The organism is Neolewinella aurantiaca (genome assembly GCF_008014675.1).
Lineage (GTDB): Bacteria > Bacteroidota > Bacteroidia > Chitinophagales > Saprospiraceae > Neolewinella > Neolewinella aurantiaca.
In genome coordinates, this window is the sequence record NZ_VOXD01000029.1 from 39,730 (window position 1) to 65,064 (window position 25,335).

Consider the following 25,335-nt stretch of genomic DNA (forward strand, 5'->3'; position numbering starts at 1 on the left):
TAAAAAAATCATGCTAAAACATACTACTAGGTCACTCTGGTTGCTATTTGTCCCCATGCTGCTTGTTTTTACTTCGTGTAACGATGACCTGCTGGTGGAACAACCAACGGACCGACTTTCTCCTACCAACTTTTTCCGCAACGCCAGCGATGCGGAGGTTGCCCTCAACGCCATCTATGCCGGCCAACAACGTATCCAGGGTTACTCCGGAGGTGATGCCGGCGTAGCCAACGTTTGGGGTATGCACGGAACGGACGACATCGTGGTGCCACCATGGACCAATCCGCCGGATCGCCGTCTCATCGCACTGTTTCAACTCGATCCTACGATCAACGCTTTCTACACGATCTACCAGCGCCACTATCAGGAAATTGCCCGGGCCAATACCATCCTTAATCAGATCAGTCTGATGACGGAAGATAAGATCGATCCGGAGGAGAAAGCCCGTATCCTGGCCGAAGGCCGGACCATCCGCGCCAGCTTCTACTTCAACCTCGTTCGTATTTACGGTAACGTTCCGCTGGAAACCGAAGAGCGTACTGACTTTACGAACCTCGATTTCACCCAGGCCGACCCCGCTGCTATCTATGAGTTCATTACCAGCGAACTGGAGTTTGCAGTCAGCGTCCTTGAGCCGGGAATGAATACCGGCCGGATCACACAGGGTGCAGCTCAGGCACTTCTGGGCAACGTTTACCTTCAGATGGCAGGGGAGCCGCTCAACCAGAACGATAAGTACGCACTCGCTGCCGACCAGTACGAATCTGTAATGGGTATGGGCTACAACCTGCTCGATGATTTTGAATCTGTGTTCAGTTACCAGAATGAACTCAACGACGAGGGCATCTACATCGTAGAGCACGACGGCCCCGGCCAGTCGCTGGACAACACCGCTACCTCCAACCTGGGTAGTTTCATGGGCCCCGGTGGTCAGCTGCCTGACGGTGCGGGCTGGGGTACTGCATGGGCCAACTCCGAACTGGAGATGGAGTTCGACCGTGATGATATTCGCCGCCGTGTTTCTTTTGCCTACCACAATGCACCCAACGTACAGGATAGTACCCGTGGCCCCAACCAGTTCCTTCCCTGGAAATGGCAGAAGCCGCAGGTGGCCAACGGCCAGTCGTGGGCCAACGATACACCTTTCGATTACGTGTACATTCGTCTGGCGGGAGTTTTGCTCGGTTATGCTGAAGCAGAGATCCGCTCGGGTGGAGACATCGAAGCGGCAGTTGCTGCCGCAAACCGCGTCCGGGCTCGTGCCCGTGGCGAAGCCTCGGCGGATGAATTCCTTCCGGACCTGACCGCCGACATGGGGACAGAAGCGCTGATCGACGCCATCCTGAAGGAGCGCCAGAAGGAACTGCTTTACGAAGGCCACCGCAAAGGAGACCTGATCCGTACCGGCAGACTGATCCCGCTGATGTCCGATTTCGATTGTTCTTTCTCGGCGGTTTGTCCGGGTAGGCCCGATCCGAAACCTCACCACATTTACTGGCCTATTCCGCAGCGTGTTCTTGACCTCAACGAGAGCATGACGCAGAATCCGGGTTACGAGAATTAGTGGTTTCAGATTAATCCTGTACCTGTCTCACCACTTACGGTATCCGGGGCAGTTACAGCAACAATCTTATCTTACCCCGGCAAATACGCGTTATTTGCCGGGGTCTTTTTTTGGGCGCGTACGCGGGTGCAAAGCCAGTTTTACGAGCAAAGGAAACGACCTTTCAGGCTGGTCTCCGCTCTGCCGTAATCCCCGCTTTGCACCTGCGGCCGCGCTACCTAAGCACACGCTGTTTTATCCGCTTAGTATCAGGTAAATTTTTATCGAAAATTTAGAATCATGCGCTTTTTACTGACCTCTGTCATATTCATCTTTCTGCTTGTCTCGTGTACCAATGAGCCAACACCGGAGACCATTCAGACTCCATTAACCGAAGAAGGGAAAGCTGTTTTTGAGCGTGTCCCATCCTCCAGCAGTAATATCTCCTTCACGAACCACGTAGAGGAGAACTTCAAAAATTTCTTCGCCCGCTTTCAGTACGTGTACAACGGGGGAGGCGTGGCGATTGGCGACATCGACGGCGACGGGTTGCAGGACGTTTACTTTACCGCCAACGAAACGGGCAACAAGCTTTACCGGAATACCGGCGACATGACCTTCGAGGACATCACCGATGCCGCCGGCGTAGCCGGAAACGGCGGCTGGGACAACGGCGTGGTGATGGCCGATGTGAACGGCGACGGACACCTGGACATATATCTCTGCCGCGGAGGATCTGCTGACGACAGCAGCCCCGGAGATCGCGCCAACCTGCTGTTTCTCAACGACGGGAAAGGTAAATTCAGGGAAGCCGCAAAAGAATTCGGATTGGCGGATACCGGCTACTCGCTACAAGCGGTATTCTTCGATATGGACAACGATAACGACCTGGACGTCTACGTCACCAACCGGCCGGATAAGTTTTTCATCCCTTACCGGAGCGTGCTGGAAGCCAAGGCGCGTCAGGACCCCAAGTTCAGCGATCAGCTGTACCGCAACGATAACAATCAGTTTACCCAGGTAACCGAAACTGCCGGAATCACCCGGAACTTCGGTTACGGCCTCGGTCTCGTTACCGCCGACGTAAACAACGACGGCTTTACCGACATCCTGGTTTCCAACGATTACCTCGAAAATGATTACCTCTACGAAAATCAGGGCGATGGAACCTTCGTGGAAAGCATCGAGAAGTACACCAACCACACCAGTTTCTACGGGATGGGCATCGATGCTTCGGACCTGAACAACGACGGCTTCGAAGACCTGATCCAACTGGATATGTCGCCCGAAGATTACGTCCGCTCCAAGACGACGATGGCCAGCATGAACGTAGATGAATACCGCCGCATAATGGCCAGCGGTTTTCATGACCAGTATATGCACAACAGCCTGCAATTGAACCGTGGGAATGGCTTTTTCAGCGAAATCAGCCAGTTGTCCGGAGTCGCGAAATCGGACTGGAGCTGGGCCGTACTTGGCGCCGACTTCGACAACGACGCGCAAAAAGAGATTTTCATCACCAACGGGTACCGGCGCGACGTAGCCGATAAAGACGGGAACATCCGCTTCCAGAAATACCTCAAAAGCCCGGAGAGGAGGGCCCGAACCGACGAAGAAAATGCCCGGATCGTGATCGATATGTTTAAATCGGTTCCGTTGCAGAATTACCTGTACGATGACTCCGGAGCGTTACGCTTCCGGAACGCCGCCGGGGAATGGGGGCTTGGGGAAGCATCTTTCTCCAACGGTGCCGCCTACGGCGACCTTGACAACGACGGCGACCTCGACCTGGTGATCAACAACCTGGAGGAAGAGGCTTTCATTTACCGGAACAACATCACCCCGGGCGGGAGTCTCCGCTTGTGGTTACAAGGCCCGAAGGGGAACAGCTACGGCCTGGGAGCAAAGGTTACCGTGGAGCAGGCGGAAGGGAAACAGTACCAGCAGATGAAAACAGTTCGGGGGTACCTCTCTTCCGTCGAGCCATACGTACACTTCGGTTTGGGCGAGCTCGGACCGGTTGAGCGGGTCCGGGTGGTATGGCCCGACGGTAAAGAATCGGTAGTGGAGCGGCCCGCAACAGCAGAATTACTGACCGTCAGCCATCAGGATGCGAAGCAGCGTTCATCGCCGCCCGTTCCGTTAGCGCCTTTGTTTGCAGAGGTTACCGACGAGCATTTTGCGACCACCTTCATCCAGCGGGAAAATGAGTTCGATGATTACGCCAGCCAGGTGTTGTTGCCCCACGCCCACAGCAAATCGGGGCCGGCGGTTGCAGTTGGTGATGTGAACGGCGATGGGCGGGATGATTTCTACGTTGGTGGGGCCAAAAAGATCGCCGGAGCACTCTTCCTGCAGCAAGCAGACGGCAAATTCACAGCAGGAGATGCCGCTTTTGTAGCAGCGGACGCCAAACACGAGGATACCGCCGCAGAATTTTTTGATGCAGACGGAGATGGAGACCCAGACCTCTACGTAGTCAGCGGAGGAAGTGAATTCCCCGAAGAATCGCCGAATTTTCAGGATCGGCTTTACCTGAACGATGGAAGCGGACGTTTCAGCAAGTCGGAAGGCCTGCCCGATATCCGGAGTAGTGGTTCCTGTATCGCTCCTTTTGATATGGACGGCGACGGCGATCTCGACCTTTTCGTAGGGGGGAGGGTAGTGCCAGCCCGTTACCCGGCGGCACCGCAAAGCTTCCTGTTGGAAAACGAAGGCGGAATATTCCGGGACGTGACCGCAGAACGGGCTCCCGAACTGGAGCGGGTCGGAATGGTTTCCTCGGCCGTATGGAGCGACACCGACGGCGACGGAGTGGCCGAACTGATCGTGGTCGGAGAGTGGATGCCCATCACAGTGTTCAAAAAGGAGGGAAGTACCTACCAAAACGTTACCGCCGCCGGAGGTTTGGAAGAAACCCAGGGCTGGTGGAACAAAGTAATAGCTGCGGATTTGGACGGAGACGGGGATGAAGACTTTGTTCTTGGCAACCTGGGGCTCAATTACAAATTCAGTGCCTCGGCCGAAAAGCCATTTTACGTCTTCGCGTCTGACTTCGATCAGAACGGCAGCAACGATATTTTTCTGGCCAAAGAAAACGGCAAAGACCTCGTCCCGATCAGAGGACGGGAATGCTCCAGCCAGCAGGTGCCGGGTATCGCGGAAAAATTCCCGACTTATAATGCATTCGCTGCCGCAGAACTCGCAGAGATCATCGACCTCGAAAAGCCCGATGCCATCAGGTACGAAGTGCGTGAATTTGCCAACTCCTGGCTGGAAAACGACGGTGGCAAACTGGTGCTTCACCGTCTGCCGCTGGAAGCTCAGTTTTCGGTAATCAACGGGATAGTTGCAACGGATGTAAACGGTGACGGCCATGAGGATCTCGTAACGGTAGGCAATAAGTACGAAGTAGAGATAGAAACCACCCGTGCTGATGGCGGCACGGGGACGGTACTGCTTGGCGGGAAAGGAGACGAAACTTTCGTGGCTCTTTCCCCGGCGGAATCCGGCGTGTTTTTGCCGGAAAACGTGAAGGGTGCTTACCCGATCCGGTTGGGCGAAAACGGACAGCGGGCATTATTGGTCGCTATCAACGAAGGGCCGCTCCGGTTGCTGAAGTATTAGGGTAATGAGGTGTATAACGGGACATCAGCTCTGCCTGTATACGCCTCATCTCAACCCCCTCTCCGATGAGCTTCGCCCCAGGACTCAGCGGAGAGGGGGTATTCTGTGAAACGTCCTGCGTTTCAGCAGTAACAAAACGTAAAAGACGCCAAAGGAAGACTACGCACCCTGGTGTTTTCTCAAATTTTGAATCGGGACTTTAGTCTTACGAGCGAAACAGGCCGGTATGGCTTGAGTGCCGGATCCAAGTGCTGTCAACTCCTTGCAGCAGGGCTGCACACGCCGGTTGAAGTAAGAGACATTCCATACTACTGGACCTTTTGCTTCGCGGCTTCTTCGAGGTTTGGTTCCCTCTCCGCTGAGCCTTAAGGCGAGCACGAAGTACTGCGAAGCAAACCTTGCTGGAGAGGGCGGAGGGTAAGGTGGAAAATCAAAAATGTCCAGTAATATGGAGACATTCATAAAGGTTGGTTTCGGAGCACGTACCCATTGGTACGGAGAGGGGTGATATTGTTGCAGGACCGGAGCCAAAACCCTTGCCTGCACCTGCGTTTGCGCCCCAAAAGCACTAAAAAGCGGGAAAACTGCGGACTTTTCGTGGGGTAAATCCATATGTGCTTTCCTTTTAAACATCTGTTGCCCCGTGGGGCGCGGAATGACTGGATATTTACACCGATCATGTAAGTAACCGGTAATTCAATATGTGCCGGAAGACTTAAAGTACTTTACAACTCATTGCTTGAATATGAAACCATCTTTTTTCAACTACCTCGGCAAACTGTTCGTTTTTTGCCTCGCCGCTACGGCACTCTTCACCGCCTGTACACCCGAAGATGACGACTTCTACAACTTCAGTCCGGTAGACTTCTTCATCTCTGCCGACCGCCTCGTAACCGACGCCGGAAGTACCATCACCTACGAAGATCAATCCAACGACGCGGTCAGCCGTGAATGGAGTTTTGAAGGAGGTATTCCGGCAACGTCTACCGACATCAACCCGACGGTAACCTACCCGGATGCCGGAGAGTTTCTCACCTACGTTACCACTACCTTCGATGACGGCTCAACCGAGCGTCGCCGGCTACCGATACTGGTAGTTCCTCCCGTAGTGGCCAACTTCTCGGCAACGCCAACGTCGTTGCAGAAAGGCTCGGCCGTTCAGTTCCAGAACCTGACTACCGGGGTAGGAGCGATCCCTTCCGTTTTGATGGAGGGCGACAGTGCCATCATTTACGCCTGGTTTGTTCCTGGCGTGACGACCGATACTATTTACGAAAGCAATCCTTCGATCGTATTCCCCGAAACCGGCACCTACTCCGTAACCCTGGAGGTAATACGGAGAAGCACCGGTGCGTCGGACGTAATTACCAAAGAAGACTTCATCCAAACGTTCGATGACCCGGTTACGCAATCAAGAAGTGCCCGCTTCAACCGCGATGGATCGGCGATCCTGCTGGCCCTGAACGAAGACACCGGCGCTCTGGCTGCCGACCTCGCCGACAAATTCACGATCACCGGAAGTGGTGGTGGAACGGTAGCCGTTTCCAGTGTGGAAACTCCGGCCTGGGCAAGCAACATCGTGCAACTGAACGTTAACCCGGCTGACTTCAACGTTGGTGAAACGTACACTCTTTCGTTCACCGAAACCGGATCATTCTCCGTAGCCAGTGGCTCGATTGTTCTGCCTTTCTCTTATGCTGTTTCCTTTCTGGGAGAGTCGCAGACCTGGGCTGAGCTCAACTTCAATACCGGAGGTGGCAACGACTCGCGGACCGTTACCCTCGGTGGTGAGGAATTCACCTTCACCCAGAGTGGCGTCACCTTCTCTGACGTAGCGAATACGGCCCTGTATATCTTCAATCCGGGTGCGGCAGCAATTACGCAGACTTACCACAACAACGCCTCTACGTACGGCATGCAAATTACTCCGGGAGCCAACGCGACGCTTTCCGACCTCGGAGACGTTGGCATCGAGATGGGCTGGCTCGGACCGATCGGTACCGTGTACACCTTCTCACAACCCATCACCGATCTCAGGTTCGTAAATGGATTCGGTAATCCGGACTTCATTCCTGAAGGCGTTCTTTCCAGCGACGGAACCACCCTTACCATAACCAAGCAGGGCAACCGCAACCAGGCCGTCAGAATTTCCGCCATTCTGGAAGGAACCATTACTGAAGGTGGCCTGACAGTCAATCATAACTCTCCTATGGGAGGAACGATTTACGTAACGGCCAGTGGCCGGTAGGAATTGATTTTCCGGAAAAAACGAAGCATCGATTATACTGATAATTAAGTGATTTTTCGGAGTGGCCCGGCGAAGGTCGGGTCACTCTTTTTCGCATCTCCCTCCATTTCACCACCGGTGAAACTCCAACTTATGACCAAATTCCTAACGGTAATTCTGATCGGTGTGCTGGCGGCAACGTCCGCTTTGCCGGCGCAAAACTTCAGTGAGGTTAGCGCAGCTGCCGGGATCGACGGACAGGCTACCGACCCGGTGCTCATGTCTGGTGGAGTAGTGTGGTTCGACTACAACAACGACCGGTACCCCGACCTCTTGTTCCTCAACGGTCTGCAACCGACGCGGCTGTTCCGTAACAACTGGAACGGCAGTTTTACCGACGTGAGCGAAAGCACAGGAGTGTTAAGCATAACGGGAACAATGGGCGCTGTCAGTGCTGATTTCAACAACGATGGCTTCGCCGATTTATTCATCACAACGATGGACGGCACACCGAATGTTTTACTTGAAAACACCGGCGGCAACACCTTTCGCAACGTATCCGTTACGGCCGGCATCACCGACGTTGCCTACAGCGCATCAGCGGCTACCGGCGATTACGACGGCGACGGCGACCTGGACATCTACGTGAGCAACTACATGGCGGGCACCGTGCCCGCAGACGGAGGACAACTGAACTTCATGTATCGCAACGACGGTAACTTCAGCTTTACGGAAGTGGCCACCGCACTGCAGCTCGACGACCCGGGCTGCGGCCTCGGGGTTACCTTTTCGGACCTGAACGATGATGGGCGGCCCGACCTTTACCTCGCCAACGACTTTGGTTACGCCATTGAACCCAACGAATATTTTCAGAACGACTTCCCGTCTTTCTCCAGAAAAGCGGATAGAAACGGAACCGCCGCGACCATCAACGCGATGGGCATCGCCAAGGGCGATTACGACAACGATGGCGACCTCGACCTCTACGTTACCAATATCAGGGAGAATCCGCTTTTTACGAACACCGGAGGAGGCCTTTTCTTCAACTTCAGTTCTTACTTCGCAGGCGTTGCCCTGCCCGAACTCACCAGCTGGGGAACCTCCTTCACCGATTTCGATCTTGACGGTCATCTCGACCTGATCGTTGCCAACGGACAGGTTGCGGAACTCAACAACGAACCAGAAGCACAACGTTATTACCACAATAACGGAGACGGCTCCTTTGCCGACCAATCGGCACCGTCAGGCGTTGGTGCGGTAGTTAAAATGGCCCGCGGCCTTGCGGTGGCGGATTACGATCTCGACGGCTACCCCGACGTAGCCATCAACTCAGTACAGACGGGCTCTGGCGGCAATGAGACTACCGCCGGCCTGCTGCACAACGAAGGCGGAGAAACGGGTAAATGGCTCGCACTCGAAACTCCTGGAAATACACTTAAACTAACCCTTTTTGCCGGCGAAGAAAGCTGGCTGCGCGAGGTAGACGGAGGTTCCGGATACCTCTCTCATTCCGCGGTTCCGGTTCACTTCGGAGCGCCTGCCTCCAGTGCTCCGATTGATAGTGTGGTGGTGACTTTTACCAGCCAGACTGCACAAACGTACACCGGTATCGCCTGGAACCAATTAACCGGAATCCGTTCCGACGGAAGCTGGTACCTGATCGACCATACTTCCCGTACGGAGTGCAGCCCGGAGGCTGCAGAACCCGAACTTCGCTACAACTGGCAGACGAACACCTCGGATCAGGAAATTTTGCTGATCGAACGTACCGAAAAACTGCCGTTCACCGTGCTCGAAGAGCAGATCGTTGAACTTACTTCGGGGGAAGTTTACCGTGATCTGGCGCGCACGCAGGATGCAGTGCTGGTTGATACAATAGCAGGGCAGGGTCTTTGCCCCGTACTGCAACCCATACGCATTCGTGTGTATGAGGCTGCCGACCAACCCATCGTATACCCCAATCCGTTACGTTCCGATGAACTACAGCTCCAACTCCCCACAGGAGAAGGTGACCTGCAGGTGAAGTTGCTTACGTCTTCAGGCCGCATCGTTTACAAAGATCAGTTACTGGTCTCTGCCGACCAGCGGAGCATTACTCTGCCCCTGCCCGGAATTTCGCGCGGGGTTTACATTCTTCGCCTGGATTTTGCAGGCAAACTAACCCATCATAAAGTCGTCCGCCCGTGAAGAACTTAACCCTGACAACAGATCTATTGATCCTTGCACTCTTCCTGTTTTCCGCTTGTGGGAACCAGACCGCCCTGGCTCCGGCCAAAGGGGAAGACACCGCACGACCGAACATCATCTTCATCATGTCGGATGACCATACCACCCAGGCCGTTGGTGCGTACGGTAGCAGACTGGCCAGCTTGAACCCAACCCCGAACATCGACGCACTGGCGGCCGACGGAGCGCTGTTCAGCCATGTATTCTGTACCAATTCCATTTGTACGCCCTCGCGGGGCAACATCATGACCGGGCAGTACAGCCAGACCAACGGTATCCTGACTCTGGACGACACCCTGCCTCCGGCACGGCAATACCTGCCCATGGAAATGAGCAAGCTGGGCTACCAAACCGCCATGATCGGGAAATGGCACCTTAAGGCGGAGCCTGCAGCTTACGACTATTACCACGTTCTGGAAAGCCAGGGCAAATACTTCAACCCCGAATTCCGCGCCAGCGACGCGGGCACCTGGCCCGACAACTTCGTGAAATACGAAGGGCATTCGACAGACATCGTTACCGACGTTACCCTTGACTGGCTGAAGACGAAACGTAAAAAGGATCAGCCGTTTTTCCTGATGCACCATTATAAAGCACCGCACGACGATTTCGAGTTTGCTCCCCGCTACGCGGATTACCTGGAAAACACCCACATTCCCGAACCGGCCAACCTCTACGATCAAAATCAGCCGGACTTCGGCTCCGAAGCTACCCGGGGCGTCAACGACGACCTCCGCAATCGCATCGGTACGTCCGTATCGGACCGGCATCCGTACCGCAGCTATACCGAACAGTATGGCATCACCAAAACACCCCGGGATTCTGCCACCAGCGCGGCCTATCAGGAATACCTCAAACGCTACCTGAGGTGCGTAAAAGGAGTCGACGACAACCTGGGCCGCCTGTTTGACTACCTGAAAGCCGAAGGTCTTTGGGAGAATACAGTTATCATCTATACCGGAGATCAGGGATTCATGCTCGGAGAGCATGACTACATGGACAAGCGCTGGATGTACGACGAAAGCATGCGAATGCCGTTCATAATGCACTATCCCGCAGGGATCAAGGCAGGTACGAAAAGTGAGTTGCTCATCAATAATACTGATTTTGGGCCAACCATGCTTTCACTGGCCGGAGGTGAAACGCCGGACTATATGCAGGGCCGGAGCTTCGCCGAGTACCTCGACGGAAGTGAACCGGACGACTGGAGGAAATCAACCTACTACCGCTACTGGATGCACCTCACGCACCACGATGTGCCGGCGAACTTTGGCCTGCGGACCAAAGACTTTAAACTCATTTTCTACTACGCACAACCCTATAAAGAAAAGTTGATCGGGACCGGAAGTATGTGGTGGAAAGAGGATTCTTACCCCATAACGGCAACGCCCGTAGCGTGGGAATTCTATGATCTGAAAAAAGATCCATCGGAAAATGTAAACCGCTACGATGACCCGGCCTACGCCGACGTCATCGCCAGCCTAAAGGATGACCTTCGGGAAATGCGGGAAGAACTAAAAGAAACGGACGAAAATTACCCCCGCTTTCAGCAGGTCATTGAGGCCAACTGGGACAAATAATAGTCCCCTCGAACCACGTATTGACATCATCAAAAACTACCTACTTATGAGACTTTGCCTGCCCTTTTTGGCACTGCTGTTTTTCGCTCAGGCATGCCATATGACCGAAGTGAAAAACGCTGCGGATATTTCCTCAACCTCCACGGACGGTGACTTCACCGCCGACTGGGAGTCGTTGGCTAAAGTAAACGAATCGCCCGATTGGTTTGCCGATTCAAAACTAGGAATTTACTTTCACTGGGGGCCTTATGTCGTGCCCGAGCAACACAGTGAATGGTACCCCCGGAATATGTACCTGCCCGGGCAGGAAGCCTACAAATTCCACCAGGAAAACTTCGGCGATCAGTCGGAGTTCAACTACCATGACTTCATCCCTATGTTCACGGCAGATAAGTTCAATGCCGACGAAATCGCTGACCTCATGAAGATGGCAGGGGCTAAGTGGGGAGGGCCCGTGGCCCAGCACCACGATGGGTTTGCAATGTGGGACAGCAAAGTCAACCCATGGAACACCGCCGCAATGGGCCCCAAGCGTGATATTACCGGAGAGATGGCAAAAGCCCTCAGAGCAAGAGGCATGAAGCTCATCACTTCATTCCACCACGCCCGCAACCTGCAGCGCAACGCCGACAACGAAAAATACTGGGATGGCTGGGACAGCCACTACCCGTACAACCCCGATTGGGCAACTTCCACCGAAGACGATAAGCTCAAGTGGCTGTACGGCAACGTTCCCGAAGAAGAATGGTACCCCTACTGGCTGGCTCAGCTCGAGGAAGTTATCGACCAGTATGATCCCGACGTGATCTGGTTCGACGTGTGGCTGAATCTGATTCCCGAAGAATACCGCAAAGAATTCTGTGCCTATTACCTCAACCACGCCAAGGCTAAGGGTAAAGAGGTCGTCATCGCTCACAAAAAGGATGATCTTCCCCTCGACGTCAGTATTCTCGATATCGAACAGGGAGGTAAGAAGGATGCCTCCGAGCGCGTGTGGCTTACTGACATTACGCTCAGCAACAAGTCGTGGAGCTACGTAAAAGGGCAAACGTACAAAGACCCTAAAGTCGTTATCCGTAATTTCATCGACGTAGTCAGTAAAAATGGTGTGGTACTGCTCAATATCTCGCCCCGGGCCGATGGCAGCATCCCCCAGGAGCAGGTTGATGTACTGAAAGAACTCGGTAGCTGGCTCGACACGTACGGCGAGGCGATTTACAACACCCGCGCACGGATGGAGTACGGGTTCGGAACCGCAAAGGCGAAAGACGGCAACCACGGTGGTCAGTCTGCTACCGTTAAGTACGGCCCGGGCGATGTCCGGTTTACCGAAGCAAAAGACCACAGTGCCATCTACGTCATCTTCCTCGGGGCTCCCGAAAAGGGCAAAAAGGTGAAGCTGAGCAGCCTCTCCAGCATTCAGTACCCACCGGCTACCCCGGTAAAGAGAGCGACCCTCTTGGGAAGCGGTACGGAAGTGGAATTCGCTATCGACAAATACGAGAGCTACATCGTGATTCCGGACGCCCCGATGAATGAAATGGCAACCGTAGTGAAACTCGAACTGGAGTAATTATTCTTTAGATTAGTACGCTGCATTGAGTACAGCTACGACCTATCCGGGGCGATTGCTCTTCCTTTGAAGAACAGTCGCCCCGGAATTAAACGGATACTGATACATGACTCACGAATGGCTTAGGCTCGATCCTGCCGATAACTTATTGGTCGCACTGCGTGACTTCCCCGCGGGACACAATATCGACGTTGCGGGAAAACCGTTGTGTCTGCAGAATGCTGTCCGCGCAAAGCATAAGTTCACCGACCGCTCCCTGGCCGTTGGTGAGCAACTTTTTATGTACGGGGTACTGGTGGGCGAAGCCACGGAGGCCATTCCTGCCGGAGGATTGATCCACACGGGCAACGTAGTTCATGCAGCACAATCCTACGGCGCCCGCAAACAGGGCTACACCTGGAGCCCTCCGGATGTAAGCAAATGGGAAGGTCGGGAGTTCCTCGGGTATCACCGCGCCGGTGGCGCGGTTGGCACGGCCAATTACTGGCTGGTTATTCCGCTGGTTTTCTGCGAAAACCGCAATGTGGAAACCATCCGCGACGCAATGATCGATCAACTGGGGTACGGCCGTCAACCGGATACGATCGTCGACGTGCACCGGCTCGTAGATGCCTACCGATCCGGTGCAGACGTTGAAGCGATCCTGCAACTCGACCCGCTGCGGAAAGGAAGCGAAGTGCAGCCCGAGAAAGTATTCCCTAACGTAGACGGCATCAAGTTCCTGACCCACGACGGTGGCTGTGGTGGCATCCGGCAAGACGCGGAAGTGCTCTGCGAATTACTGGCGGGTTACATCAGTCACCCCAACGTTGCGGGTGCTACGGTGCTAAGTCTTGGTTGCCAGAACGCACAGATTCCCATCCTGCAGGAAGCCCTGAAAAAACGAGGTGCTGCCGGTGATAAAACGGTCTTTTATCTCGAACAGCAGGCGAGCAACAGCGAACGCTCGTTCGTGGCAGAAGCGGTGAAGTTCACCTTTGCCGGGCTCATGGAAGCCGATCTTTGCACCCGCGCTCCGGCGCCCTTATCTGCCCTTACCTTAGGACTCGAGTGTGGTGGCTCCGATGGTTTCTCCGGCTTGTCTGCCAATCCGGTTCTGGGCCACGTGTCTGACTTATTGGTAGCGCTGAAAGCAAAAACAGTTCTTGCCGAATTCCCCGAACTGAACGGGGTGGAACAGGAGATGATCGACCGCTGCGCAAGCCCTGAACTGGCCGATAAATTCTCGGCGCTCATGCGGGCCTATTCCGACGCGGCGGAAGCCGTAGGCTCCGGCTTCAAAAACAATCCCTCTCCGGGAAACATCAGGGACGGCTTGATCACCGACGCTATGAAATCGGCCGGCGCAGCCAAAAAAGGGGGCTCCGGACCAGTTGCGGATGTACTCGACTACGCCGAGCCCGTCACCAAAGCCGGCCTGAACCTGCTGTGTACGCCGGGCAACGATGTGGAAAGCACCACCGGCCTGGCCGGTTCCGGCTGTAACCTCATCGTCTTCACCACCGGCCTCGGCACACCCACCGGAAACCCCATTGTTCCGGTAGTCAAAATGGCCAGTAATTCAATACTTGCCGGGCGCATGGCAGATATTATCGACTTCGATGCCGGGCCGGTCATTACCGGAGAAGAATCCATCGCCGAACGTGGCGAAGCACTGCTGGAACTGCTGATCGAGGTAGCCTCCGGAAAATACCAAACCGCAGCCCAACGCCTGGGGCAGGACGATTTTATTCCCTGGAAACGAGGCGTTTCCCTTTAAAAAATTAACAATGCTGAATCCTCAGGATTTTGACCGTCCGCAACGCCCTTTACGCATCCTTCAGTTCGGAGGTGGCAACTTTCTGCGGGCCTTTGTCGACTGGATGATCGACGTTTTAAACGAACAAACGGACTTCAACGGTGGCGTGGTCATCGTGAAACCAACCAGCCGTGGAGACTATACAGAACTCCGGGCGCAGCACGGCTTGTTCTCCGTGGCGCTCGATGGCATTCGTAAGGGAGAACTGATCAGCGACCGGCGGGTCGTAACCTGCGTGCAGCAGGTCATTCAGCCTTATACCGAGCGGGCCGCCTACCTGGCTACCGCCGAGCTGCCCGGGATGAGGTTCGTGATTTCCAACACCACCGAAGCCGGTATCCGCTTCCGGGAGGAACCGCTTCCGGAAGAGGGAATGCCAACCGAGTTTCCGGCTAAACTCTGTTTGTGGCTCCATCATCGGTTTCAGCATTTCGGGGCAGCAGGGCGCGGCCGCGGGTGCATTGTTTTGCCTTTGGAACTCATCGGGAACAACGGCGATGAACTCCGGGAATGCATCCTCAAGTACGCAGTGCACTGGGGCTTGTCGGATGCCTTCCGGCAGTGGATACAGGAGGAAAATCACTTCTGTAATACGCTTGTCGACCGTATCGTTTCGGGCTATCCTGCGGATCGCGCGGCGGCCATCGCCGCCGAGACCGGCCACACTGACCCCCTGCTCGTAGCCGGAGAATATTACCACAGCTGGGTAATATCAGGCCCACCTCAAGTGGCTGAAGAACTGCCTTTTAGCGATACTGACCTCAACGTTACTTTTACCGATGACCTCGACGCGTACCGGGAGATTAAAGTCCGTATCCTGAACGGCGCCCATACCAGTATTGTACCTACAGGCTACCTTGCCGGCCTCGAAACCGTAGGCGATGTGATGGCCGACGCTGAAATGAGCGCGTTCCTGGACAGTGTTCTGAACGACGAAATCATCCCCTCGCTCGATTATCCGGAAGCTGAACTTAAAGCCTTCGCGGCCGATGTGCTCGACCGCTTCCGTAACCCAAGTATCCATCATAAACTGATGGACATCTCCCTGAATTCCACCAGTAAATTCAGGACCAGACTCTTGCCTTCATTACTGGCCTACCAAAAGAAAAAAGGCGAACTTCCGGCGGGCATTGTCCGCGCCTTCGCTGCCCTGATCCGGTTTTACCGGGGTGACCGCAATGGAGCGCCCATTGCCCTGCGGGATGCTGAAGACCGCATTACCTTCCTTCAGCAGGAGTGGAGCCGGGTTACTGCCAACGAGCAAACAACGGTTCAGCTCGCACGTAACGTGCTCAGCAAAACGGATTGGTGGGGTACGGACCTCAACGAGGTGCCCGGCCTGACCGATGCGCTCAGTGCGGGAATTCAAAAATATCAAGCTTAAAAACGACCACCATGGATTTGAAACTGAAAGATAAAGTTGTTGTTATTTCCGGCGCTGCGGGGCACCGCGGCAGCATTGGGGAGGTAATGATGCGGGCCATTGCCCGCGAGGGAGCCATCCCGGCAATTATCGACCGTAACGCCCGTGGCTTCGGCTACGTGGAGGAACTACAGGCTGAAGGCGTCGATGCCTCGTTTTTCCAGACCGATGTAACCAAGCCCGAGCAGATAAAAGCCGCCGTGGAAGGCGTGGTAGCCAAATACGGCCGCATCGATGTTCTGATCAACAACGTTGGCGTAAACGACGGGGTAGGGCTCGAGGGAAGCTACGAAGACTTCATGTACAGCCTTCAGTTGAATATGGTGAGTTATTTCCTGTTGGCGAAGCACTGCCTGCCGCAGCTTAAAGCCGCGAAGGGCAACATCCTCAACATTGGCTCTAAAGTCGGGTACACCGGCCAGGGCAACACTTCCGGCTACGCCGCTGCGAAGGGTGGGGTACTGGCGCTAACCCGCGAGTGGGCGGTAGACTTCGTCAAGTGGGGTGGCCGCTCCAACGCCATCATCATCGCCGAAAGCTGGACGCCTGCGTACGATACGTGGATCAATTCCCTGCCTAACGGCAAAGAAAAGCTCAAGGGTATCGTAGAAAAGATCCCTCTGGAGAACCGAATGACTACTCCGGAGGAAATCGCCAACACGGCTATGTTCCTGATTTCCGGGTGTGCTTCGCACACCACGGGGCAGCATGTATTTTGCGACGGAGGTTACGTACATTTAGACCGGTCTTTGCTTACCCAGGAGTAAGCTTTTCCTTACGCGAGAGCATGGCGCGTTTTTACCGTCAGAACTGCCTTACCCATTATTCGATCACGCACTATCAGATTTAGCCTTTATTATGGAAAACTCAAAAGCCTTAGTTCCCAAGCAGTACCTGCTGCCTTTCATTATCGTCACTTCGCTGTTTGCCCTGTGGGGTTTTGCCAACGACATCACCAACCCGATGGTATCTGCTTTTAAGAAGGTACTTGAACTGGACAACACCAAGGCGTCCTACGTACAGTTTGCCTTTTACATCGGCTACTTCTGCATGGCGCTCCCGGCCGCTATTTTTGCGAAAAAGTATTCGTACAAGAAGTCAATCATTATCGGCTTAGCACTCTACGCTGTTGGTGCCCTGCTTTTCTACCCGGCCGCAAGCGCGGAGAGCTTCGGCTTCTTCCTGCTGTCCTACTTCGTCATTACCTGCGGACTGGCGTTTCTGGAGACCACCGCCAGCCCTTACGTGATGACGCTTGGCTCGGAGGAAACTGCGACGCAGCGCCTGAACCTTGCCCAGGCCTTCAACCCGATCGGAGCGTTGGGTGGTTTGCTGGTTGCCCAACAATTCATCCTCGCCAAATTGCGGGTCGAAGAACTGGGGCGCTCTGCCTACGCTGCCCTGCCTGAAGGAGAGCGTCTCGGGCAGACGGCTGCCGACCTCGGTGCGCAGGCCTACGCTGCGCTGGATGCTACCGAAAAGGCGGGGATCAGGACCTCCGACCTGGCCACCATTCGTAACCCCTACGTTGTGTTAGGGATCGCGGTTATCGCTATGCTGATGCTCTTTTTGGTCACCAAAATGCCGGAAAAAGAAGAGAAAGATGACGGGCTTGGTATCATGGCGGCCCTTGGCCGGTTGTGGTCCCAATCCCGCTTTGTTGGAGGGGTAATTGCGCAGGCTTTCTATGTGGGTGCGCAGATCATGTGCTGGACATACGTTTACCAACTGGCCGAATCTATTGGAATTGCCAACGCGGATGCGGTGTACTACGCTGTTGCTGCCCTGGTCATTTTCCTCGTTGGCCGCTGGATCGGAACTTTCCTGCTGCGGTACTTTACCGGAGGACGTCTGCTCTTCCTCTTTGCTGTAGGCGCAGGTATCCTGACGCTCTGTACCATTTTCATCCAGGGCATCGTGGGCCTCTACTGCTTAGTGGGTGTGTCGTTGTTCATGTCGATCATGTTCCCGACCATCTACGGCATTGCCCTTGAAGGGCAGGGGGAAGACGCTAAGTTCGGCGCTGCTTTTCTCGTGATGGCCATTGTGGGCGGAGCACTCATGCCGGTGATGCAGGGTAAAATTCTGGACATCGGCGGCGGTGGCTACTCCGACACTTTGATAATGGGCGTTCCGGAAGTCAATTTTTCCTTCATTTTACCCTTCATCTGTTTCGTAATTGTAGCGGTCTACGGCTTGTCCGTTGCCGGTTACAGGCCCACTTCCACAGACTAACCACTAAAAAAAACCACCATGGCTAAGCGCCAAATCCTTATTTGCGATCTGAAAAATGATCCTGCCCTCATTGAACGGTACAAAGAGTACCATGCCGCCGGCAATGCCTGGCCGGAGATAACGGAAAGCATCACCTCGGCGGGAATAACAGGTATGGAAATCTTCCTTGCCGGTAACCGCCTGGTGATGATTATGACCACCACGGATGATTTCGACTCTGCAGCAAAAGCAGCGGCGGATGCCGCTAACCCCAAGGTCCGGGAGTGGGAAACCCTGATGGATACCTTTCAGCAACGGTTGCCCTTCGCCCCGAATGGCGAAAAATGGGTTCGGGCGGAGCAGATTTTTGATCTAACCGGCGCAAACGCAGGTGCAGTATAAGGTTTTAAAACCCGGATTACTCCTCAATAAAATGAGGTTCACGACGCTGTGTCGTGAACCTCATCATCGGTATTTGTTATTTAGCGGTACGGTGCGTACACTCTATGCACCGTAACGGCACATCATCACTTTCTGGCCTGCAGCCCGCGAAATGCGACCATCATTTTGTCGTAGATCTCATTGTTGTTGTAAATCCCCGCGAATTCCTCCGCACCAGGGCCATAGGCGAAAACAGGGACCAGTGCGGCAGTATGGCCTCCGGTACTAAAGGTTGGTTTGACCTGACCGTAGTCGCGGCGTCCGAATACTGGAAGGGCCGATAGCGCAAGACCTCCGGTTTCGTGGTCGGCGGTTACAACCACGAGGGTATTACCGTCTTTCTCCGCAAAATCGAGAGCATTCGCTATTGCTTTCTCGAAGTCTAAGACCTCAGTAATCACGTAATCTGAATCATTGTTGTGGCCGCCCCAATCGATCTGAGAACCTTCGACCATCAGGAAAAAACCGTCCTTGTCCCTGGCCAGGTAATCGATGGCCTGTGTTGTGGCCCGCGGGAGGAAATCGCCCCGGCCCTCGCTCATCTTAGGGAGTGCATCAGGAGCTAAAAGGTAAGCGTGGCGCTTACCGGCGTCGACCTGATCCGGAAGTCCGGTGGTGTCGACCATATATCCCCTGGCGGAGAGTTGGCTGAGTAGGTTTTCACCGTCTTTCCGGCCTTCAAAGTAGGTGTATCCGCCCGCAGCGGTATAATCCACCGGTGTTTTCAGAAAATCCGCAGCAATGTCTTCGTGCAGGTTGCGGCTTTTTACGTGAGCAAAAAACGACGCCGGGGTGGCGTGGGTAATGCTACTGGTTGCTACCAGCCCGGTTTTCTTCCCTTTTGCATAAGCCCATTCCAGAATCGTCTGCCGGGCTACCGTATCCTTGTCAACGCCGATAGCAGCGTTGTAAGATTTATAACCGGTTGAAAAGGCGGTTGCCCCCGCCGCAGAGTCGGTGATTTTCTCACCAACAGGAGTGTTTCTCTGCAGCCCGATGTGCCTGAATCTGGAAAAACTGGGCGTCTCTTCGCCGTACAGGTAAGCGGTGGTCACCTGGGTTAAACCCATTCCGTCGCCGATGAGAAAAATGATGTTTTTGGCTTTCCCCGCCGAAGGAGACGCTGGAACGGCTGAACGCTGACAGCTTATAAGCAAGACGCTTAAGCCAAGGAGCCAAAGAGTAGTAATTCTTACCATAATAATAGTATTGGTTGTTTATAGTTTAAGCCGGCAAGCTAAGTCAAGTGTATAAGCAGCCCTGCTTTTCGACTTTAAGTTTGTGTAAACTGGCAGGCTCGCTACTCTTTTCTACATAAAAACGCACCTTCCGGAATTTCCGGAAGGTGCGTTTCATTCTTTGCCCTCAGGGCAAAACAGGTTTGGAGCCTATCGCTTCAAAACAGTCTGGGCCCGTGCAGGAACACCATTCACGATAAGCTGCAGGTGGTATGTACCCATAGGGAGCGCCTCAACATCAATGCGGTTGAAATTATTACCCGCTGAGCGGGTCCCAAAATCACGGACCAATACCCGGCGGCCAAGGCCGTCGAACAGGTTGACGCTAACCTGGCTGGCTTCCGTGAGGTCGTACTCCACGCCCATTTCATCGGTGGCAGGGTTAGGGAACAAATGCAGTTGATTCAGGCTGGCGAAGTCCTGTACGTTTACGCTGACTTCCTGGCCAAAGCTGATCCAGTTGATATCTATATCACCCGTAAATCCGCCGACGCCCGGCGCGATGAAAAAGTTCAGACCGGTAATCCGCTGAGGATCGACATCACATGGGCCCGTAACACAAGAGGTACCGCCGTAGCCTCCGTCGGTATAGCCCTGTGCAAAGTCGTAAGTGTAGGTCATGAATTCTTCGCCGGAAATGGTGTTGGTGTAGCCCTGGAGCGTAGTGGAGAAACCTCCTTCGTCCATAAGATCAATACGTAAAGCTTCTGAGGCAGCATTTCGGATACGGGCCCGGACGTACAGCTTGTCACCAGAACCCGCAGCGTCAGCTTTACCCGAATTGCCTTCTTCGTCGCGCAGCGTGTACTGAATCTGCTCGTAAAGACCGGAAGTACCGTCTCCGGTCATCGTCAGGTAGCCATCATCAGATACGCTGTAGGAGATACCGGCAGGTTCGCCGGTAAAGAATTCACCGGCTCCCACGAGGGTGTCGCTGTAGTTCAGTACACCAACGGCTGTTTCCACGACCTCTTCGAGTGGCTGGCCAACGCTGATCCAGTCTATTTCGATCTGGCCGGTCAGCATCCCTTCACCGGGGCGGGGGTACATGAAGATGCCCTTGATGGCGGTCATGTCAATCGGGCAGGGGTTATCGGGGGTACAGCCTTCGGCTCCGCCGTATCCGGCATCGCCGGAGTTACCGGAGAAGTCGAAAGAATAGATGGCCCACTCACTGGTGATGCGCCGGGTCAGGGCCAGAATATTGGTAGACAGATCCATCGTATCCACGATGTCAACCCGGATGGGCTGGTCCGCACCAATGGTGCGGGCACGCATGAAGAGCTTGCCCTGAGCGAAATCGTCGGAGAAGTCTACCGTAATTTCCTGGCGGAGAGTGTCCTGCTCGTCGGTAGGCTCGTTGAAGAGGTAAGAAACCGTCGCGTATTCTCCCGAAGTACCGTCGCCGTCGAGGATGAGGCTGCTGCCACTTTCGGAAATGGAAATGCCTTCCACCGTGAAGGTGCGGTCGATGCGTTCATTGTCGAAGTTGTCTACGTATTCCAGGGTGGCTTCGGGGCCGTCGCCGTCGAGGTTCGTGCCAATGCTGATCCAGTCTATGTCAATCGTACCGGCAAACTGACCGGTTCCACCGTTAACGAATACGATGAGTTCTTTCACCGCTTCAAGGTTAACGATACAAGGGTCAACGTCGGCCGTCGGGCAGGACTCGTTGGGGAAGTTCTGGCTGGCACCGGAGAGCTCATACTCATAAACAGCCCATTCGTCGGTCAGGATGCGGGTAATGGCGTTGGCCGTCGAGCTGATATTGTCAACGTCCTGTACGTCGATCCGTAAAGTCGTTCCGGGAACGGAAGTACGCACCTTGATGTAGACTACGGGGTCGTCAGACATATCCACCGAAGTCTGGATGTATTCCGGAGCAGGACGCAGGGCGTATGCGTGAGGAGTCCAGGGTCCGGCGGTTCCGTCTCCGATCAGGGTAACCACGGTACTGTCGCCGTTGGGGCCGGTGCGGCGCTCACGGGTAAAGCCAGGTACTTCAAAGCCATTCCAGCTGGTCAGCGAAGAGTCGCTGTCCATATGGTCTTGGTAAATGTCGGAGGTGATCACACCGGCGGGCTCTTCCCCCAGGGCCATGTAATCGAACGTCACCTGGCCGGTGAACGATCCCACACCGGGATCAACGAAAAAGACGATGGCCTGGATCTGGCTGAGGTCTACTTCCCCAACGTCGACGCTGGAAAAGTCGAACTCTAGTACACGGTAGTTGTCCGTGAGGGTCTGTGTGATCGGGGCAATGTTGGTGCCGGTACCGTTTACGTCCGTTAAGTCCATCCGGAGGGTGGTGCCGAGAACAGAGCTTTTGACCCGCACGAATAATTTGGCGCTGGCCGAGATGTCGTAGGTCTGAGGCAGACCAAAGTAAACACCGCTCCAGGCACCGTTGGTGCCGTTGCCGGCCACCACCATTTCGCCACCGGTCTCGGTGATGTCGAACTGATCCGTGGTGATGGTCACGTTGCCGTCGTCAAACTGGTCGACGAAGATGGGTTGAGCCAGGAGCACTCCGGAGAAGAGTACGGCCAGGCAGAAAAGTAGTAGTTTTTGCATGTCAAATTGATTTAGTAGAGCGAATGTTACAGGCCGCCGCAGAGGTGCAACCGAAAGTGATTTCTATATGCGTTCCACGAATATGACGTTGTCGATATTCGCTTCTATTTTTTGTCCGGAACCTTCCCGGTCTTCGATGTGGAATTTGATCTGGTTCACCTTTTGCGGATCGATGACGAAGCCACTGGCATCGCGGAAGCGCACGAGCGGAACACTGATGTGGTTCCAGCCGGCATCGTCTAGCTGCAGGCGGGTGGTGAAGTCCGAGGTGCTCCCGTTCTGCTCCCGCAAGACGAGCAGGAGCCAGGTATCGGTACGGCCGTTGCTGTTCACGTCCATCTCGAGGAAGGTGCTGTTCACGTCCGTTCTGATTCCGAAGGAATCAACGCCGTTGCCACCCGGTGTTTTTGGGCCGCCGAGCCAGACGGTCCCCAGGTCGTCGGTACCGCTTACCTGCATGAAGTTCCCGTCGAAAGGGGCGGGCAAACTGCTTCGAATGAGGGGAGCTCCGCTCTGTTGGTCGGTAAAACCATCGAAGGTGTACTGGTCGTTGGCGATCAGACCGTTGCCGTCGAAGTCGGTCACGAGTAGGTTGTCGAATACCTGAAAGGTTACGTTGGTTTGGGCGGTACCGCCGTTGGCCACCACCCGGATAAAGCCCGTAGTAGCGCCTTCGGGTACCCGGACGATGAGGCTGTCTTCGGCGGCATAAACAATGTCGGCGATCAGGCTGTCGGCGTAGCTGCCATCGATGAATTCTCCGGTTTTGAAACTCACTTCGAGTGGTTCGAAGAAGGCTTCGCCAATGAGGGTTACCAGATCGCCGGGGTTGGCGGTCCGGGGGTAAAAGCGGGGAACCAGCGGAGGATCTTCGGTGACGACGAACTCCGTGTCAAAGCTGCCACCGTCGGTCCTGACGGTTACTCTTTTCTGGCCAAGACTCATATCGCTGGGAATGCGGAACAGCAGCGCAACGTCGGAATTGTAGGCCGTATTGAACGGTACTGGCTCGTCGTTGAACAGCAGTTCACGGATTTCTCCGAGGTTATTCCCCTTCAAGACAACCAGGGTTTCACGAGGGGCCATCATGGGTTCCAGCGAAACGAATTCGGGTGGTTCCACTTTTTCGCAGCCACTGAAAAAAGCAAGGGCGAGCCCCATAAGGAGTACTAGCGGATGAAATAAGGACTTTGAGTTGAATAACATAATTGTAGTAAAGTGCTAATGTTTGAGGAGGGCGGTAAACGCGGGTGCAAAGTCGGTTGAAGGACCTGCCCGCTTTGCGGTGTTGTCCGTCTTCGGAAAACTTTCTGTGCACCTGCGTCCGCGCCCTGAAAAAAGAGCGGTGAGCGGAAATGCCGGTTCCTGTTTAGTACCCCGGGTTTTGCTCCAGATTGGGATTGATCTCCAGCTCGCTGGCGGGTATCGGGAAGAGCAGCTTCGTTTCATCGAGCGTACGGCCATGTAACCGCATAAGCTCTATGGCCCGGTCGGGGCCTTTGCGCAGAATATCGAACCAGCGCTTCGATTCGAACATGAATTCTCGCCGGCGCTCGAGGTCGAGAAGTTGAGAATCAAGGAATTCGAGGTCTTCCACGCCGGCGCGGGCGCGGAGCGTGTTTACCAGCCCGACAACTTCTTCGTTGAGGGAAATGCCACTGCTGAGCGCCGTAACGGCCTCGGCGTACGTCAGGATCACCTCCGAGTAGCGCATCAAACTTCCGTTCTGGGGCGTACTCATGAAGCAGACGTCGCTGCCGCCACCCATGACGTATTTTTTGATGTTGCCGCTGTTACCGCCCGCTCCGTCGGCGGGGTAGGTGTAGCCACCATCTTCGGCGTTGAGGGTAGGGTAGTAGTTGTTGGGTTCCATCATCGACCAGTACCGGCGTTCGTCGCCTTCTTCCCAAATATCCATCGCCGTGGTACCCGGCGCATCCTCGCCGGGAGACGTCGGAATCAATGAGCCCCAACCATCGGTTGTTTTAGTGATGCCCTCGTTCCAGGGAGCAAAAAAGGCCTGGCGCATATTGCCCGTTCCCCAGGATTCGCAACCAGCGTACTGGACCTCGAATATTGATTCGGCGTTGTTGTCGTAGGTGCTTCTTACCCACAGATCTCCGTAACTGGGCATCAGGGAATAGAGCCCGGAATTGATGACTTCCAACGCACGATCACGGGCATCGGTATACTCCCGCAGGGTAAGGTGAACGCTGGCCAGGTAAGCACGGGCGGCACCGCTGGTGGCGCGGCCGTTGGCCCGCTCGGCGGGCAGGGTCTCTGCTGCAAACGTGAGGTCTTGTTTGATGAGGTCATAGACCTCATTGACCGGGCTACGTGGCAGAAGTAAATCCTGGTCCAGGCTCGGCGACTGGGTGATCAAAGGAACGCCGCCGAAGATGCGCACGAGGTCGTAATACGCCAGCGCACGCAGGAAGCGGCCTTCGGCCACCACGCGGTCTTTCACCACCTGGCTGGCCTCCTCCGCGTCAGGAGCCTTTTCGATCATTACGTTGGCCAGGGTGATGAGCCGGTAGCGGCCAGACCAATAACCACTCACTTCGGCGGCCCCCGAGTTTACACTGAAGTTATCGACCGCCGAGGCGTAGTTCTGGCGCGAATCATCACTGGGTGTTTCATCGATCTGCCAGCTCTCTCCGAAAAATTGTTGCGCCTGCAGCGCGGTATAAGCAGCCAGTATCCCGGATTCGAGGTCCGACTCTGTCCGGTAGAAGTCTTCCACCGCTATCTGGTCGATTGGTTGGCGATCAAGAAAATCATCTCCGCAGGATGTGAAGCCGAAAAGAGTGCCCGCTCCGATGGCAAAGGCAAAGAGTTGATTGGATAATTTCATGGTTTGCACTTTTGTAT

At 54.8% G+C, this 25,335-nt stretch carries 15 protein-coding genes; 11 read left to right on the forward strand and 4 right to left on the reverse strand.

The features are described 5' to 3' along the window. Nucleotides 1–55 precede the first annotated feature (55 nt). The 11 genes from FUA23_RS16865 (at nucleotide 56) to FUA23_RS16915 (ending at nucleotide 18,613) form a co-directional block, all read left to right on the forward strand. The gene (locus FUA23_RS16865; protein ID WP_187271106.1) at nucleotides 56–1,564 is read left to right on the forward strand and encodes a RagB/SusD family nutrient uptake outer membrane protein; all 1,509 of its coding nucleotides are present in this window, start codon (nucleotides 56–58) and stop codon (nucleotides 1,562–1,564) included. A gap of 279 nt (nucleotides 1,565–1,843) precedes the next feature. After that, complete coding sequence (locus tag FUA23_RS16870; protein ID WP_246144305.1) at nucleotides 1,844–5,170, forward strand: VCBS repeat-containing protein; 3,327 nt, start codon at nucleotides 1,844–1,846, stop codon at nucleotides 5,168–5,170. Between the two features lie 745 nt (nucleotides 5,171–5,915). Next, nucleotides 5,916–7,418, forward strand: a complete 1,503-nt coding sequence (locus FUA23_RS16875; protein ID WP_147931938.1) for a PKD domain-containing protein — start codon at nucleotides 5,916–5,918, stop codon at nucleotides 7,416–7,418. A gap of 132 nt (nucleotides 7,419–7,550) precedes the next feature. Beyond that, nucleotides 7,551–9,584: an FG-GAP-like repeat-containing protein gene (locus FUA23_RS16880; protein WP_147931939.1), complete on the forward strand. Its 2,034-nt coding sequence runs from the start codon at nucleotides 7,551–7,553 to the stop codon at nucleotides 9,582–9,584. Then, nucleotides 9,581–11,203, forward strand: a complete 1,623-nt coding sequence (locus tag FUA23_RS16885; protein WP_147931940.1) for a sulfatase family protein — start codon at nucleotides 9,581–9,583, stop codon at nucleotides 11,201–11,203. The genes FUA23_RS16880 and FUA23_RS16885 overlap by 4 nt, the downstream gene beginning before the upstream one ends. Nucleotides 11,204–11,249: 46 nt before the next feature. Next, nucleotides 11,250–12,776 carry an alpha-L-fucosidase gene (locus tag FUA23_RS16890; protein ID WP_246144307.1) on the forward strand — a complete coding sequence of 509 codons (1,527 nt, stop codon included), beginning with the start codon at nucleotides 11,250–11,252 and terminating at the stop codon, nucleotides 12,774–12,776. Between the two features lie 106 nt (nucleotides 12,777–12,882). Next, complete coding sequence (locus FUA23_RS16895) at nucleotides 12,883–14,535, forward strand: UxaA family hydrolase (protein WP_147931941.1); 1,653 nt, start codon at nucleotides 12,883–12,885, stop codon at nucleotides 14,533–14,535. A 10-nt stretch (nucleotides 14,536–14,545) separates the two neighbouring features. Continuing rightward, complete coding sequence (locus FUA23_RS16900; protein ID WP_147931942.1) at nucleotides 14,546–15,958, forward strand: tagaturonate reductase; 1,413 nt, start codon at nucleotides 14,546–14,548, stop codon at nucleotides 15,956–15,958. An 11-nt stretch (nucleotides 15,959–15,969) separates the two neighbouring features. Further along, entirely contained in the window at nucleotides 15,970–16,764 is a 795-nt protein-coding gene (locus tag FUA23_RS16905) for an SDR family oxidoreductase (RefSeq protein ID WP_147931943.1), read from the forward strand. 91 nt (nucleotides 16,765–16,855) lie between these two features. Then, a complete protein-coding gene (gene fucP / locus FUA23_RS16910) occupies nucleotides 16,856–18,232 on the forward strand; it encodes an L-fucose:H+ symporter permease (protein WP_147931944.1) in 1,377 nt (458 codons plus the stop codon). Nucleotides 18,233–18,250: 18 nt separating this feature from the next. Beyond that, nucleotides 18,251–18,613 (forward strand): L-rhamnose mutarotase, encoded by a 363-nt coding sequence (locus tag FUA23_RS16915; RefSeq protein WP_147931945.1) that lies wholly within the window; start codon nucleotides 18,251–18,253, stop codon nucleotides 18,611–18,613. A 125-nt stretch (nucleotides 18,614–18,738) separates the two neighbouring features. Here FUA23_RS16915 and FUA23_RS16920 read toward each other — a convergent pair whose 3' ends face one another. From FUA23_RS16920 to FUA23_RS16935, 4 genes are all read right to left on the reverse strand, one after another. Further along, complete coding sequence (locus FUA23_RS16920) at nucleotides 18,739–19,851, reverse strand: alkaline phosphatase (RefSeq protein ID WP_147931946.1); 1,113 nt, start codon at nucleotides 19,849–19,851, stop codon at nucleotides 18,739–18,741. 189 nt (nucleotides 19,852–20,040) lie between these two features. Continuing rightward, complete coding sequence (locus FUA23_RS16925; RefSeq protein ID WP_147931947.1) at nucleotides 20,041–22,464, reverse strand: T9SS type A sorting domain-containing protein; 2,424 nt, start codon at nucleotides 22,462–22,464, stop codon at nucleotides 20,041–20,043. Between the two features lie 63 nt (nucleotides 22,465–22,527). Then, complete coding sequence (locus FUA23_RS16930; RefSeq protein WP_147931948.1) at nucleotides 22,528–23,670, reverse strand: hypothetical protein; 1,143 nt, start codon at nucleotides 23,668–23,670, stop codon at nucleotides 22,528–22,530. Between the two features lie 163 nt (nucleotides 23,671–23,833). After that, nucleotides 23,834–25,318: a RagB/SusD family nutrient uptake outer membrane protein gene (locus tag FUA23_RS16935; protein WP_147931949.1), complete on the reverse strand. Its 1,485-nt coding sequence runs from the start codon at nucleotides 25,316–25,318 to the stop codon at nucleotides 23,834–23,836. Nucleotides 25,319–25,335 lie beyond the last annotated feature (17 nt).

Coding starts and splice junctions, on each gene's coding strand:
- FUA23_RS16865 (WP_187271106.1), top strand. CDS start 56: ATGCTGCTTGTTTTTACTTCGTGTAACGATGACCTGCTGGTGGAACAA.
- FUA23_RS16875 (WP_147931938.1), top strand. CDS start 5,916: ATGAAACCATCTTTTTTCAACTACCTCGGCAAACTGTTCGTTTTTTGC.
- FUA23_RS16920 (WP_147931946.1), bottom strand. CDS start 19,851: ATGGTAAGAATTACTACTCTTTGGCTCCTTGGCTTAAGCGTCTTGCTT.
- FUA23_RS16935 (WP_147931949.1), bottom strand. CDS start 25,318: ATGAAATTATCCAATCAACTCTTTGCCTTTGCCATCGGAGCGGGCACT.
- FUA23_RS16925 (WP_147931947.1), bottom strand. CDS start 22,464: ATGCAAAAACTACTACTTTTCTGCCTGGCCGTACTCTTCTCCGGAGTG.
- FUA23_RS16870 (WP_246144305.1), top strand. CDS start 1,844: ATGCGCTTTTTACTGACCTCTGTCATATTCATCTTTCTGCTTGTCTCG.
- FUA23_RS16900 (WP_147931942.1), top strand. CDS start 14,546: ATGCTGAATCCTCAGGATTTTGACCGTCCGCAACGCCCTTTACGCATC.
- fucP (WP_147931944.1), top strand. CDS start 16,856: ATGGAAAACTCAAAAGCCTTAGTTCCCAAGCAGTACCTGCTGCCTTTC.
- FUA23_RS16880 (WP_147931939.1), top strand. CDS start 7,551: ATGACCAAATTCCTAACGGTAATTCTGATCGGTGTGCTGGCGGCAACG.
- FUA23_RS16915 (WP_147931945.1), top strand. CDS start 18,251: ATGGCTAAGCGCCAAATCCTTATTTGCGATCTGAAAAATGATCCTGCC.
- FUA23_RS16890 (WP_246144307.1), top strand. CDS start 11,250: ATGAGACTTTGCCTGCCCTTTTTGGCACTGCTGTTTTTCGCTCAGGCA.
- FUA23_RS16930 (WP_147931948.1), bottom strand. CDS start 23,670: ATGTTATTCAACTCAAAGTCCTTATTTCATCCGCTAGTACTCCTTATG.
- FUA23_RS16895 (WP_147931941.1), top strand. CDS start 12,883: ATGACTCACGAATGGCTTAGGCTCGATCCTGCCGATAACTTATTGGTC.
- FUA23_RS16905 (WP_147931943.1), top strand. CDS start 15,970: ATGGATTTGAAACTGAAAGATAAAGTTGTTGTTATTTCCGGCGCTGCG.